Source organism: Cupriavidus sp. UBA2010 (genome assembly GCF_002335265.1).
GTDB classification, from domain to species: domain Bacteria; phylum Pseudomonadota; class Gammaproteobacteria; order Burkholderiales; family Burkholderiaceae; genus Cupriavidus; species Cupriavidus metallidurans.
Genome location: NZ_DDCI01000022.1, coordinates 87,398 through 101,086 on the forward strand (window position 1 = coordinate 87,398; position 13,689 = coordinate 101,086).

At 64.6% G+C, this 13,689-nt stretch carries 16 protein-coding genes; 1 reads left to right on the forward strand and 15 read right to left on the reverse strand.

Annotated features, from left to right (window positions below; genetic code table 11):
- Positions 1–12 precede the first annotated feature (12 nt).
- From hisB to B2246_RS17350, 15 genes are all read right to left on the reverse strand, one after another.
- A complete protein-coding gene (gene hisB, locus B2246_RS17280) occupies positions 13–600 on the reverse strand; it encodes an imidazoleglycerol-phosphate dehydratase HisB (protein ID WP_008643048.1) in 588 nt (195 codons plus the stop codon).
- Positions 601–607: 7 nt separating this feature from the next.
- Positions 608–1,708, reverse strand: a complete 1,101-nt coding sequence (gene hisC / locus B2246_RS17285; RefSeq protein WP_008643047.1) for a histidinol-phosphate transaminase — start codon at positions 1,706–1,708, stop codon at positions 608–610.
- A 36-nt stretch (positions 1,709–1,744) separates the two neighbouring features.
- Positions 1,745–3,079: a histidinol dehydrogenase gene (hisD, locus tag B2246_RS17290; RefSeq protein ID WP_008643046.1), complete on the reverse strand. Its 1,335-nt coding sequence runs from the start codon at positions 3,077–3,079 to the stop codon at positions 1,745–1,747.
- A gap of 37 nt (positions 3,080–3,116) precedes the next feature.
- Entirely contained in the window at positions 3,117–3,791 is a 675-nt protein-coding gene (gene hisG, locus B2246_RS17295; protein WP_008643045.1) for an ATP phosphoribosyltransferase, read from the reverse strand.
- Between the two features lie 68 nt (positions 3,792–3,859).
- Positions 3,860–5,110 (reverse strand): UDP-N-acetylglucosamine 1-carboxyvinyltransferase, encoded by a 1,251-nt coding sequence (gene murA, locus B2246_RS17300; RefSeq protein WP_035881107.1) that lies wholly within the window; start codon positions 5,108–5,110, stop codon positions 3,860–3,862.
- A gap of 68 nt (positions 5,111–5,178) precedes the next feature.
- A complete protein-coding gene (locus B2246_RS17305) occupies positions 5,179–5,424 on the reverse strand; it encodes a BolA family protein (protein ID WP_008643043.1) in 246 nt (81 codons plus the stop codon).
- A gap of 34 nt (positions 5,425–5,458) precedes the next feature.
- Complete coding sequence (locus B2246_RS17310; RefSeq protein ID WP_008643042.1) at positions 5,459–6,280, reverse strand: ABC transporter permease; 822 nt, start codon at positions 6,278–6,280, stop codon at positions 5,459–5,461.
- Positions 6,277–7,227, reverse strand: coding sequence for an ABC transporter ATP-binding protein (locus B2246_RS17315; RefSeq protein WP_008643041.1), 951 nt, complete (start codon positions 7,225–7,227; stop codon positions 6,277–6,279). Before B2246_RS17315 ends, B2246_RS17310 begins: the two co-directional genes overlap by 4 nt.
- Positions 7,228–7,482: 255 nt before the next feature.
- Positions 7,483–7,779 carry an STAS domain-containing protein gene (locus tag B2246_RS17320; protein ID WP_008643040.1) on the reverse strand — a complete coding sequence of 99 codons (297 nt, stop codon included), beginning with the start codon at positions 7,777–7,779 and terminating at the stop codon, positions 7,483–7,485.
- A gap of 120 nt (positions 7,780–7,899) precedes the next feature.
- The gene (locus tag B2246_RS17325; protein WP_008643038.1) at positions 7,900–8,526 is read right to left on the reverse strand and encodes an MlaC/ttg2D family ABC transporter substrate-binding protein; all 627 of its coding nucleotides are present in this window, start codon (positions 8,524–8,526) and stop codon (positions 7,900–7,902) included.
- Positions 8,527–8,712: 186 nt separating this feature from the next.
- Positions 8,713–9,513 (reverse strand): MlaA family lipoprotein, encoded by an 801-nt coding sequence (locus B2246_RS17330; RefSeq protein WP_008643036.1) that lies wholly within the window; start codon positions 9,511–9,513, stop codon positions 8,713–8,715.
- Positions 9,510–10,049, reverse strand: a complete 540-nt coding sequence (gene mlaD, locus B2246_RS17335; RefSeq protein WP_008643034.1) for an outer membrane lipid asymmetry maintenance protein MlaD — start codon at positions 10,047–10,049, stop codon at positions 9,510–9,512. The genes B2246_RS17330 and mlaD overlap by 4 nt, the downstream gene beginning before the upstream one ends.
- A gap of 35 nt (positions 10,050–10,084) precedes the next feature.
- Entirely contained in the window at positions 10,085–10,861 is a 777-nt protein-coding gene (gene mlaE / locus B2246_RS17340) for a lipid asymmetry maintenance ABC transporter permease subunit MlaE (RefSeq protein ID WP_008643032.1), read from the reverse strand.
- Positions 10,858–11,709: an ABC transporter ATP-binding protein gene (locus B2246_RS17345; protein WP_035881106.1), complete on the reverse strand. Its 852-nt coding sequence runs from the start codon at positions 11,707–11,709 to the stop codon at positions 10,858–10,860. The genes mlaE and B2246_RS17345 overlap by 4 nt, the downstream gene beginning before the upstream one ends.
- Positions 11,710–11,843: 134 nt before the next feature.
- A complete protein-coding gene (locus B2246_RS17350) occupies positions 11,844–12,962 on the reverse strand; it encodes a tripartite tricarboxylate transporter substrate binding protein (protein ID WP_035881105.1) in 1,119 nt (372 codons plus the stop codon).
- Between the two features lie 172 nt (positions 12,963–13,134).
- Here B2246_RS17350 and B2246_RS17355 point away from each other — a divergent pair, with 172 nt between their 5' ends.
- Positions 13,135–13,644, forward strand: a complete 510-nt coding sequence (locus B2246_RS17355) for a GNAT family N-acetyltransferase (protein WP_035881104.1) — start codon at positions 13,135–13,137, stop codon at positions 13,642–13,644.
- Positions 13,645–13,689 lie beyond the last annotated feature (45 nt).

Below are 13,689 nucleotides of genomic sequence, written 5' to 3' on the forward strand. Positions count from 1 at the left end.
GATCAGCCTGGCTTAGAGCGTGCCCTTGGTCGACGGAATCATGTTGGCCGCGCGCGGATCCAGCTCCACCGCCATGCGCAGCGCACGCCCGAAGGCCTTGAACACCGTTTCGCATTGATGGTGGGCGTTGATGCCGCGAATATTGTCGATATGGAGTGTCACGCCGGCGTGATTGACGAAACCGCGGAAGAACTCGATCGTCAGGTCAACGTCGAAGCTACCCACACGGGCGCGCGTGAACGGCACGTGGAATTCCAGGCCCGGACGGCCCGAGAAGTCGATCACCACCCGCGACAGGCACTCGTCGAGCGGCACGTAGCTGTGCCCATAGCGCGTGATGCCCTTCTTGTCGCCAATGGCGCGCGCCACGGCCTGGCCCAGCGTGATGCCGACGTCTTCCACCGTATGGTGATCGTCGATATGGGTATCGCCCGTGGCCTCGACCTCGAGGTCGAACATGCCATGGCGGGCAATCTGATCCAGCATGTGGTCGAGGAACGGCACGCCGGACGCCAGTTTCTGGCGGCCAGTGCCATCGAGATTCAGCGAAACGCGGATCTGCGTTTCCGAAGTATTGCGGGTGACCTCTGCGACACGCATGGTGGGGTTAATCCTGCAACGAGGCCTTGAATGCCTCAAGAAACTGCGCGTTTTCTTCCGGAGTGCTGACCGTCACGCGCAGACAGTTGGCCAGCAACGTGTGCATTTTACTCACGTTCTTGATCAATACCTTCCGGGCGAGCAGGCGATCGAAGATCTGTGCAGCATTCGGCACGCGCACCAGCACGAAGTTGGCCGCGCTCGGGAACACCGTCACGCCCGGCATGCCGGCCATGACCTCGACCAGTTTCGACCGTTCGGCACGCAACCTGGCGGCCTGGTCATCCAGTACGGCCACGTGTTCGAGAGCGAACAGCGCGGTGGCTTCGGTCAGCACGTTGACGTTGTACGGCGGGCGCACCTTGTCGAGCTGCGACAGCCATTCGGGCGCGCCGGCTACATAGCCCAGGCGAATACCGGCCAGACCAAGCTTTGACACGGTCCGCATGACCAGCAGGTTGCCGAATTCCGTCAGGCGCGGCATCCAGCTTTCCTGCGCGAACGGCTGGTACGCCTCGTCGACCACCACCAGGCTCTGGCACACCTCGCCCTGGGCGGCGCGCACGATCGCCGCCATATCGTCAGCGTCGAACAGGTTGCCCGTCGGGTTGTTCGGGTAGGCCAGATAGATGATGGCGGGCTTGTGCTCGGCCATCGCCGCCAGCATTGCCGCGCGGTCCAGCGTGAAGTCCGGGCGCAGCGGCACACCAACGAACTCGAGCCCGGCGAACTGCGCCGACATCGCGTACATGACGAAGCCCGGCACCGGCGCCATCACCTTGGCGCCCGGCCTGGCCGCGGCCAGCGACAACATGCTGATGATTTCGTCGGAGCCATTGCCCAGCAGCACATCCATGCCGGCCGGCACGTTCATCACCGTCTTGAGCCTGGCGCGCAGCGCCTCGCTGCTCGGCACCGGATAGCGATTCAGCGCGACCTCGCCGAGCCGCGCGGCCAGTTGCGCGCGCAGTTCGGGCGGCAGCCGGTACGGATTCTCCATCGCGTCGAGCTTCACCAGTCCGTGCGAATCGGCCACGTGGTAGGCGCCCATGGCGCGCACGTCGTCACGGATGATGCGTTCGATCAGGGATGGGTCTACGGCTGACATGATGGTCCTCGTTGGTCCTGCTTTGATGAATCCGGCTTAACGTTTGAAGCGGTACTCGGCACTGCGCGCGTGGGCCTGCAGGCCTTCGCCATAGGCAAGCTCGGCAGCGATCTGGCCAAGCATCTGCGCACCGTTCTCGCTCACCTCGATCAGGCTCGAACGCTTCTGGAAGTCATAGACACCCAGCGGCGACGAGAAACGGGCGGTGCGCGAGGTGGGGAGCACGTGGTTCGGGCCGGCACAGTAGTCGCCGAGCGACTCGCTCGTGTAACGGCCCAGGAAGATGGCGCCGGCATGGCGAATCTTCTCGCTCCACTGACGCGGATTCTCGGCGGAGATCTCGAGGTGCTCCGGCGCGATCGCGTTGGCAATCTCGCAGGCTTCCTCCATGTCGCGCACCTTGACCAGTGCGCCACGGCCCGACAGCGACGCGGCGATGACCTCGCGGCGGGGCATCGTCGGCAACTGGCGCTGGATACTTTCCAGCACGCGGTTCAGGTACTCGGCATCCGGGCACAGCAGGATCGATTGCGCGAGCTCGTCGTGCTCGGCCTGCGAGAACAGGTCCATCGCCACCCAGTCGGGGTCGGTGGTGCCATCGCAGATCACGAGGATTTCCGACGGGCCGGCGATCATGTCGATACCGACCGTGCCGAACACGCGGCGCTTGGCGGCGGCCACGTAGGCATTGCCCGGGCCGACGATCTTGTCGACCTGCGGCAGCGTGGCAGTGCCGTACGCGAGCGCGCCCACGGCCTGCGCGCCACCGATCGTGTACACGCGATCGACACCGGCGATCTGCGCGGCGGCCAGCACCAGTTCGTTACGCACGCCGCCCGGCGTCGGCACGACCATGATGACTTCCTTGACGCCAGCCACGCGCGCCGGAATCGCATTCATCAGCACCGACGACGGGTAGGCAGCCTTGCCACCCGGCACATAGAGGCCCACGCGATCGAGCGGGGTCACCTTCTGGCCCAGCATCGTGCCATCGGCCTCGGTGTATTCCCAGCTATGGCTGCCGCATTCGATTTTCTGCTTCTCGTGGTACGCACGCACGCGGGCAGCGGCAGCTTCCAGCGCGGCGCGGCGCTTCGGCTCGAGGTCCTCCAGCGCGGCTTCGAGTTCAGATTGCGACAATGCCAGCGCCGACATCGACGCGGCTTCCATGCGATCGAAGCGGCGCGTGTACTCGAGCACGGCCTCGTCGCCACGGCGGCGCACATCGGCCAGGATATCGGCAGCAGCGCGGTCGATCGCCTCGTCTTCGGATGCTTCGAACGCCAGCACCTGACGCAGCGCGCCGGCGAAACCGGGCTCGCGCGAATCAAGCCGGCGGATCGACAGGTTTTCCATTTCGGTATCGTTCATGACTTCTTTCCTCGCGGGTCTCCGGTCACTGCCCGCCTCAGGCGAGCGCGGCCGAGGCCCGTTCAAATGCATCGAGAATCGGCGCCAGCCGTTCGCGCTTGAGCTTGAGCGCTGCCTGGTTGACCACCAGACGCGACGAGATCTGGACGATCTCCTCCACCTCGACGAGGTTATTGGCGCGCAAGGTGCTACCGGTGCTGACCAGATCGACAATCGCGTCGGACAGCCCCACCAGCGGCCCCAGTTCCATCGAACCGTAGAGCTTGATCAGATCGACGTGCACGCCCTTCTTCGCGAAGTGCTCGCGCGCGGTCTGCACGTACTTGGTGGCCACGGCCAGGCGCGCACCCTGGCGCACCGCATTGACGTAGTCGAAGCCGGCCGGCACTGCCACAGACATGCGGCAGCGCGCGATGTTCAGGTCGATCGGCGCGTAGAGGCCGGCCATGCCATGTTCCATCAGCACGTCCTTGCCGGCCACGCCGAAATCGGCCGCGCCGTACTGCACGTAGGTCGGCACGTCCGACGCACGCACGATGATCACGCGCACAGCCGGATCGGACGTGGGCAGGATCAGCTTGCGCGAAGTCTCGGGATCCTCTGTCACCTGAATGCCGGCGGCAGCCAGCAGTGGCAGCGTTTCCTTGAAGATGCGGCCCTTTGACAGTGCCAGCGTAAGCTGGTCGGGCGAAGCATTGAAAGCGGGGCTCATCGTAGATTCTTCAGCAGTGTTCGGGGGCGGCTTGCCGTTTCGGCATCGTTCGTGGCGGGCGTCGTGCCTCAGCTGATGCGGAGGATCTTCGCGCCGACCGCGGACAGCTTGTTCTCCATGCGGTCGTAGCCACGATCCAGGTGGTAGATGCGGTCGATCATCGTCTCGCCATCCGCCACCAGACCCGCGATCACGAGACTGGCCGACGCGCGCAGGTCGGTGGCCATCACGCTGGCGCCGGACAGTCGCGGCACACCGGTCACCACGGCCGTATTGCCTTCGGCGGTGATGTTGGCGCCCAGGCGGTTCAGTTCCTGCACGTGCATGAAGCGGTTCTCGAAGATCGTCTCCGTGATACGCGCGGTACCCTCGGCCACGGCATTGAGCGCCATGAATTGCGCCTGCATGTCGGTCGGGAACGCCGGGTATTCGGAGGTGCGGAAGCTCACGGCCTGCGCGCGCTGAGACATGGCCAGACGAATCCAGTCATCACCGGTTTCCACGGTAGCGCCGGCTTCGCGCAGCTTGATCAGCACGGCGTCGAGAATCATCGGCGGGATGCCGCGCAGCACGATGTCGCCAAGCGTGGCCGCTGCGGCGCACAGGAACGTGCCCGCCTCGATGCGGTCGGCCACTACCTTGTGCTCGGCGCCGTGCAGGCGATCCACGCCCTGCACCACCAGGCGGTCGGTACCGATGCCCTCGATCTTGGCGCCCATCTTCACCAGCAGTTCGGCCAGATCGGTGACCTCGGGCTCGCGCGCGGCGTTTTCAAGCACGGTCTCGCCTTCGGCCAGCGTGGCCGCCATCAGCAGGTTCTCGGTGCCGGTCACGGTGATCATGTCCGTGACCACGCGAGCGCCCTTCAGACGATTGGCGCGGGCATGGATGAAACCGTGCTCGATGGTGATCTCGGCGCCCATCGCTTGCAGGCCCTTGATGTGCTGGTCCACCGGACGCGCGCCAATGCCGCAACCACCGGGCAGCGATACACGTGCCTCGCCAAAGCGCGCCACCAGCGGCCCGAGCACGAGAATCGACGCGCGCATCGTCTTCACGAGGTCGTACGACGCTTCGGGCGAGTTGATGTCGGCACCCTGCAACGTGGCGACGCCGTCGACCATTTCGGCCTTCATGCCCATCTGGCGCAGCAGCTTGAGCATGGTGCGCGTGTCCTGCAGGTCGGGAACGTTGCCGATGGTCACCGTATCGGCGGTCAGCAGGCCGGCGCACAGGATCGGCAGCGCAGCGTTCTTGGCGCCCGAGATGCGGATTTCGCCCTTGAGCGGCCCATTGCCCTGGATCTGGAATTTGTCCATGTTCTGTCAGTAGTCCCAGCCGGGCACACGCCCAGCCGGCAAAGTTGTTCTGTGGTGCGGAACGCCGCTTACTTGCTGCCGGCCTGCCATTCGGCGGGGGTCAGCGTCTTCATCGACAGCGCGTGGATCTCCGCGCGCATCCGCTCTCCCAGCGCCGCGTACACACGCTGGTGCCGCTGGATCAGGCGTTTGCCATCGAACTCCGCGCTCACGATCGTCGCGAAGAAGTGCTGGCCGTCGCCGTCCACTTCCAGATGTTCGCAGGGCAATCCTTGGGCAATGTAATCCCTGACTTGTTCCGGTGTTGGCAGCATGTCTATCTCTGGTTGAATCCGTTAGGGCGGCACATCAGTACCGTAGCTTGTATCCGTTGCGCAGCAGCCGCAGCGCCAGCGCCGCCAGCACCACGAAGGCCACGACCACGACGGCCAGGCTCTGCAGCGGCGGCACGTCCGACACGCCGAAGAAGCCATAGCGGAAGCCGTCGATCATGTAGAAGAACGGGTTCGCGTGGGACACAGCCTGCCAGAACGCCGGCAGCGAATGTATGGAATAGAAGACGCCAGACAGGAACGTCGCCGGCATGATCAGGAAGTTCTGGAACGCGGCCAGCTGGTCGAATTTTTCGGCCCAGATGCCGGCGATCAGGCCCAGCGTGCCGAGAATGCCCGCGCCCATCAGGCCGAACACCAGGATCCAGCCGATATGGGCGAAATGCAGGTTGGCGAACCAGGCGGTCACCAGCAGCACGCCCAGGCCGACGCAGAGACCACGGATGATCGACGCTACCACGTAGGCGCCAAACATTTCCCAGTGCGACAGCGGCGGCAGCAGGATGAACACCAGGTTGCCCGTGATCTTTGACTGGATCAGCGACGACGAGCTATTCGCGAACGCATTCTGCAGCACGCTCATCATTACCAGGCCCGGCACCAGGAACGCGGTATAGCTGATCTGGTCGTAGACGCGCACGCGGTCTTCCAGCACGTGGCCGAAGATCAACAGGTACAGCACGGCGGTCAGGACCGGCGCGGCCACGGTCTGGAAGGACACCTTCCAGAAGCGCAGCACCTCCTTGTAGAGCAACGTGCGGAAGCCGATCAGGCCACCCACGGCCATCGACTCCAGGCGCTGCTGCTCGGCAACGTCGATTTCAGCCGGGTTCTTCATGCCGCAGCCTCCATCGCGGTATTGGGCAGGGCGCCCGGCATCTGGCCTTCGCGGCGCATGATCTGGACGAACACGTCCTCGAGGTCGGCCTTGCTGATTTCCATGTCTTCGATCTCGCAACCGGCTTCCCGCAGCGCAGCCAGAATCGGCTCCACGGCTTCGTATCCGGACAGGCGCAGGCGATGCGCGCGCTCCCCCGGGTTGGACGGCGTGCGCAGCGCTTCCAGCGCCGGCGGCAGCGTGCCCCGTGACAGCGTGAGCACCAGTTGCAGCCCGGCAAACTGGGTCAGCAGGTTGCTGGTGCGGTCCAGCGCCACCACTTCCCCGAACTTGAGCATGGCGATGCGATCGCACAGCGCCTCGGCTTCTTCCAGGTAGTGGGTGGTCAGGATGATCGTGTGGCCCTCGCGGTTCAGGCGCGAGATGAATTTCCAGAGCGTCTGGCGCAGTTCCACGTCCACGCCGGCGGTCGGCTCGTCCAGCACGATCACGGGCGGCCGGTGCACCAGCGCCTGCGCCACCAGCACGCGGCGCTTCATGCCGCCCGAGAGCTGGCGCATGTTGCTGTCCGCCTTGTTCGTGAGATCGAGGTTGGCCATGATCTCGTCGATCCAGTCGTCGTTGCGCGTCAGCCCGAAGTAGCCCGATTGCAGGCGCAGGGTCTCGCGCACCGTGAAGAACGGGTCGAAGACCAGTTCCTGCGGCACCACGCCCAGCATGCGGCGCGCCATGCGGTAGTCGTCCACGACGTCGTGGCCAAGCACGCTGACGCGTCCCGAATTGGCGCGGTTCAGGCCCGCGAGGATCGAGATCAGCGTGGTCTTGCCCGCGCCGTTGGGCCCGAGCAGGCCGAAAAACTCGCCGCGCTCGACGCTGAAACTGACCCCCTTGAGCGCCTGCAGATTGCGGTAGCGCTTGCGGACATCGGTAATTTCGATGGCTTTCATGGCCGAATGTCTTGTGACTGGGCCGCTTTGCGGCCGGCCTATCTTGAGTTGGGGAACGCCCTTGAGGTTAGCCGCGCAGCACCTGGGGGAATCGTGTCAGGACACTTGGGGACGACTTGGGGACGAACAACCCGGAATTATAGGGGATGCAGGGGAAACCCCGCTTTGCTCGACGCGACGCCGACCCTCGGTCGGACGCCGAGGCATCGCATGGCTACGCGCGAAAGCTGCTGGCGCGCGGCAACGGATGCCGGTTCAATGTCGGTGGTGATGGTCCGCGTGATCGGCGGCCGAGGCGAGACCCAGCAGGCCATCGACGCCATAGAGACTGGCCAGCGACCGCAACTGGGCGGGCACGCCGCTCAATGCCAGGGTCTGCCCGCGCCGCGACGCGACACGTTGCCAGGCCAGCAGCACGGCAACGGCAGCCGAATCGACCTGCTGCAGCGCGCTGCAGTCGACCGTCACTTCGCCCTGCGTCACGCGCGACAGCCCGTCACGCAGCACAGTGGCGGCGTTGCGGTTGGTCAGCGAATTGCCAAGGGCGGGCATGAAAGGTCGTGGAATCAGGGAGATGGAAATGAAACGCTCCCGCTCAGCGGTTGCAGGCGGGAGCGAACGGTCATTGTAGACCAGATCGTTGCGACGTGGTGCGCCGCAACGAAATCCGGATCAGCCCTTGGCGCTGGCCAACTGGCGGTTGCGGTCCTGCAGCGTCTTGATGATGCCGTCGACGCCCTGCTGGTTGGCGATCGTGTTGAAGCTGCCCTTGTAGGCCTCGGTCAGCCAGGCGCCCAGCACGTTGATGTCGTAGACCTTCCAGCCTTGCGCGGTCTTCTCGAGACGGTAGTCGAGCTGGATCGGCTCGCCCTTGTTGATCACCTGGGTGCGGATCGTGGCATCGGTGTCCTCAGGCGCGCCGCGGTACGGACGGAACTGGACCTGCTGGTCGCGAATCTGCGCGATGGCGCCCGCGTACGTGCGGATCAGCAGCGTCTTGAACTCGTCGGTGATGACCTTCTGCTGCTCGGGCGACGCCTTCGACCAGTTACGGCCCATCGCGATCTGCGTGGTCTTGGTGAAATTGGCGTTCGGCAGGATCTTCTGCTCCACCAGCGCCGAGATCTTGCCAATGTTGCCGGCCTGCATGTCCTTATCCGCGCGCACGCTGGTCATCACGTCGTTGACCACGGACTTGACCAGGCCGTCAGGGGTAGACGTGTCCGCCGCCTGCTGGGCGTGCGCGGCACCGGCGAAGGCGAAAACGGTGAGGAAGGGAAGCAGCAGTCGCTTGATCATCGTGAATATCCTTTCGATTCTGGTCCGGCCTGGACGCTGCCGGGTACCGGAACCATTGAAACACAGGCGTTGGGCAAGCGCGGGGCGCAAAATGTTCCAAACACCACATTCAAACACTTTGTTGCAGGGCTCACAGCGTGCTCACAGGCGACACAGGTCGTTGTCAGCACTGGCCTGGCGGGGCAATCAACCCGCCTTCGGACTTGCTGGGGTTGTGGGCGTGGCAGGCGCCGGTGCGGATGGCTGCGCGGGCGCGCTGTTGTCGTCCTGCTTTTCGTCCGGCGCGCCCCCATCCTTGTCCGGCACCTCACCGTCGTGAATCAGGTAGTTGCGCCGCTGCAGGTATGAATCGCGCAGGAACGAATAACGGTCCAGCGCCGCTGCCTCGATCAGGCTCGACGCGCCAAGCAATTGCGCGCGCGTGTCGATCACGCGGACGGTCTGCAGGCCCAGGCCGGCATACCAGGGCGAGATATAGGTGGTCGGGTCCGAGAAGCGGTCCACGATCATGCCTGCGGTATCCCGCACGCTGCTCGGCCCGAAAAGCGGCAGCACCAGGTACGGCCCCGCAGGCACACCCCACACGCCCATGGTCTGGCCGAAGTCTTCCTTGTACTTCGGCAGGCCGGCCGGCGTGGCGATATCGATCAGGCCCCCGATGCCGAGCACACTGTTGATCGCCACGCGCATCGTGTCCTCTGCCGCGCGCGACGGCTTGCCCTGCAGCAGATTGTTCGCCGCGGAGTAGACGTCACTGACGTTCGAGAAGAAATTGCCGACCGCAATCTGCACCGGCGTCGGCGTGTAGTCCGAATAGACGGTGGCCACCGGTTTCAGCGCATAGGTGTCGAGCTTGTCGTTGAACGTGCTGACGCCGCGGTTGAACGGCTCCAGTGGGTCCGCGGGATTCGCGTTCGGGCCCGTTGCGCAACCCGCCAGGGCAAGCGCCGCCAGCGATGCAACGGCCAGGCGCTGCAAGACCATCATTTGCCACTCCCGCCAGTACCGGGCGCTGCAGGCAGCGCCGCGGCGCCCGAGCCTGACGACGTCGATCCACCACCGGCGCCGGCATCGGCCGCCTTGTTGTAGAGGAACTGGCCAATCAGGTTTTCAAGCACCACCGCCGACTGGGTCATCGTGATCTTGCCACCCTGCGCCAGCATCGCCGTGTCGCCACCGGCCTCGAGGCCGATGTACTGCTCGCCGAGCAGGCCCGACGTCAGGATCTTGGCCGACGTGTCCTTCGGAAACTGGTAGCGCTTGTCGAGGTTCAGCTCCACCGTGGCCATGTAGTTCTTGTCGTCGAGGCGGATGGATGCGACGCGGCCAACCACCACCCCCGCGCTCTTGATCGGCGCGCGCGGCTTCAGTCCGCCGATGTTGTCGAACTGCGCGGTAACCGTGTAGGTCTCCTGGAACGAGAAGCTGCTCATGTTGCCGGCCTTGAGCGCCAGGAACAGCAGCGCGGCAAAGCCCAGTACCACGAACACCCCTACCCAGTAGTCGAGCGTAGTCTTCTTCATGCGATTCTCTTTCTCATGCGATCGGTGCGGCTGGCCTAGCTGAACATCAGCGCGGTCAGCAGGAAATCCAGTCCCAGCACGGCCAGCGAGGCCAGTACTACGGTACGCGTGGTGGCGCGCGATACGCCCTCCGGGGTCGGCTTGGCTTCGAAACCTTGATACAGCGCGATGAACGTCACGGTGATACCGAAAATAAAGCTCTTGATCACGCCGTTGAGCACGTCCGCGCGCACATCGACGCCGTTCTGCATCTGCGACCAGAATGCGCCGGCGTCCACACCAATCAGTTGCACGCCGACCAGATAGCCACCCAGGACACCCAGGGCGCTGAAGATCGTGGCCAGCACTGGCATGGCGATCACGCCGGCCCAGAAACGCGGGGCGATCACGCGCTGCAGCGGGTTCACGGCCATCATCTCCATGGCGCTGAGTTGCTCGCCGGCCTTCATCAGGCCGATTTCGGCCGTCAGCGACGTGCCAGCGCGGCCAGCGAACAGCAGCGCCGCCACCACCGGGCCCAGCTCGCGCACCAGCGACAGGGCTACCAGAAGGCCCAGCGCCTGCTCCGAACCGAAGCGGTTCAGTGTGTAGTAGCCCTGCAGACCCAGCACAAACCCGACGAACAAGCCCGACACTGCGATGATCACGAGCGAAAGGTTGCCGACGAAGAACACCTGGTCGGTCACCAGCCGGAAGCGGCGCAACAGCGCGGGCGAAAGCGCCAGCATCGTCAGGAACATGCGCGAGGCATGACCCAGGCCGCCGACGAACTGGCGTACCGTCGAGCCAATCGAGGTAAAGAAGCCGTTCACTTCGCGCCTCCTACGCCGAAATCTTCGGCCAGTGCCGGACCGGCATAGTGGAACGGCACCGGACCGTCCACCTCGGCGTGAACGAACTGGCGCACGAATGGATCATCCGAGCCGCGCATCGCCTCGGGCGTGCCTTCCGCCGCGATACGGCCGTTGGCGATGAAATAGACGTAATCGGCGATCAGGAATGTCTCGTTCACGTCATGCGAGACGATGATCGTGGTCGCGCCGAGCGCGTCGTTGAGATTCCGGATCAGGCTTGCGGTCAGGCCGAGCGAGATCGGGTCGAGGCCGGCGAACGGCTCGTCGTACATCAGTAGCGCGGGGTCCAGCGCTATGGCGCGGGCTAGCGCCACGCGTCGCGCCATGCCGCCCGAAATCTGCGCGGGCATGAGGTCGCGTGCGCCGCGCAGCCCCACTGCGTTGAGCTTCATCAGCACCAGATCCCGGATCATCGACTCCGGCAGATCGGTGTGTTCGCGCAGCGGAAATGCAACGTTGTCGAATACCGACAAGTCAGTGAACAGCGCGCCAAACTGGAACAACATTCCCATCTGTCGCCGGACCGCATACAGGCCCTTCTGGTCCATGGCGTCGATGTCGGCACCGTTGAAAGTGACGCTGCCGCGCTGCGGGCGCACCATGCCGCCGATGAGGCGCATGACCGTGGTCTTGCCACAGCCGGAGCCACCCATGACGGCCACCACCTTCCCGCGCGGAAAGCGCATGGAAAGGCCGGAAAGGATGGGCTTGTCGCCAGCCGCGTATGCAAAATCGACATCCGCGAGTTCGACAACATTCGGGCCAGCAAATACTTGGCCAGAAGGGTTCGGCACAGTAGCGGTCACATTGTCACCGTTTTTGGACAGTCCGCCATTATAAGGGCTAGTACCTACCCAGCGCCGGTTCCAAATGGTGACCGCACTGTTCCGGAAACGATAACAATCGTTAAGAGAAGTATCTTCGCTGGGCAGAAGACATTTCAGGGATCGCCGTGTTGCCCTGTCTGGCGCAGAATGGCCTGCCACTGGGTCGATTCGGAGCGGATGGCCGTAGCGAATGCCTCAGGTGAGTCCTGCATCGGCGTGAGGCCCGCGGCAAGCATCCGGGCACGCACTTCGCGCTCTTCGGTGACGTTGTCGAGTTCGTTCGCCAGCCTGGCCACAATCGCCCGCGGCGTCTTCGCCGGCACCATCACGCCATACCACGCGGCGGCGGCATAGCCTTCGATGCCAGACTCCTGCAGCGTTGGCACCTGCGGCGCAAGAGGCGAACGCGCCACACCGGTCACGGCGATCATGCGCAGCGCACCCGAGCGGATGTGTTGCTGGATCGATACGTACGAGCAAAAGCAGGCGCTGATGCGACCGGCCAGCATTTCCTGCACGACTGCACTCTCGCCCTTGGCCGTCACCAGCGGGACCGCATTCGGGAGCCCCCGCACGGCGTACTCGGCATACAGGTGAGATGGACTGCCGGGCTGGCCGTAGCCATAGCTGTAGGAGCCCGGATTCGAGCGTACCGCGGTGGCCCACTGCTGGGGCGTCTGCATGGGCAGGCGACCGTCGATGACCAGGAACAGCGGCATTGTCGCCACACGGCCCACCGGCACGAAGTCTCGAATGACATCGTATGGCACAGGCTCCAGACCAGGCTGGATCAGCATGTTGGCCTGATGGAACAGCAACGTGTGACCATCGGAGCTTGCCTTCGCCACCACGTCGCCAGCCATGGTGCCCGAGGCTCCGGGACGATTGTCGACCTCGATCGGCACGCCGAGCCGCGCCGACAGCCGCTCGGCCAGCAGCCGCGCGACGGCGTCGGACACACCGCCCGCAGGAAACGGAACGATCATCCTGATGGGACGTGCCGGAAATGACACCGGACGACTCATCTCCGAACGACCGGCGCTGGGAATGCTTGCCAGCTGCGCGATGGCGGGCGGTTGCGCGAGCGCCGTCGCCGTGCTCGCGGCACAGGCAACCAGGCCCCACGATATGGCGCTCCGCGGCCCGCACCGCAGAACTGCCAGGATGGCAGCAAGTTTTGGCAACTTCGCTATACCTCGCCAAAGTCGCTTCGATTTGCGCACTTCGGACATCAATTTCCTCCGGTCCGCCACACAAGGCGACGGCTCCAAATCGGCTGAAAGGGATTCGAGGCAGTTTCTTCGTTATCGTTTCGGGCCATTGTAGAGACATGCTCCCGGCCAGCACAGACCACGTAAACGCTGTCCGGGAGGACCCCAATGTGAGCCCATTTATAATCGCTGGATGTCTGAAATCGTCCTGCGGCCATTAGCGGTCGCCGACATGCCCGCCGTGCTCGCCGTCCAGGCGCAGTGCTACGGCGACATGTTGCTCGAATCCTCCAATGCCCTCGCCAGCCGGCTGGCGCTATCCCCCGACACCTGCTGGGCAGCCGCCCTGCCAGATGGCGCGCTGGCGGCGTACCTGTTCACACACCCCTGGCCCAAAGACGCGTTGCCGCCCCTCGATGGCGTGCTGGCGCGTGACTGGATGCCGGGGGCCGCGCTCACCTGGTTCGTGCATGACATGGCGGTGGCGCCGGTCGGCCGGGGAATGGGCCTGGCGCAACGGCTTTACGCGGCGGCCCGCGATGCCGCGCTGGCGGATGGCTTGCGGTCGTCGCGCCTGATCGCCGTGCAATCGGCGGCTGTGTGGTGGCGCAGGCTTGGGTACGCGGCGATCGCCGCTGGTGGGTATGCGGAGAAGCTGGCTGACTACGGGGATGACGCCGTGTTGATGGGGTGTCGGCTTTAGAACGACCACCCCACTACTCTCGACCCAGCCACAAACAAAACCCCC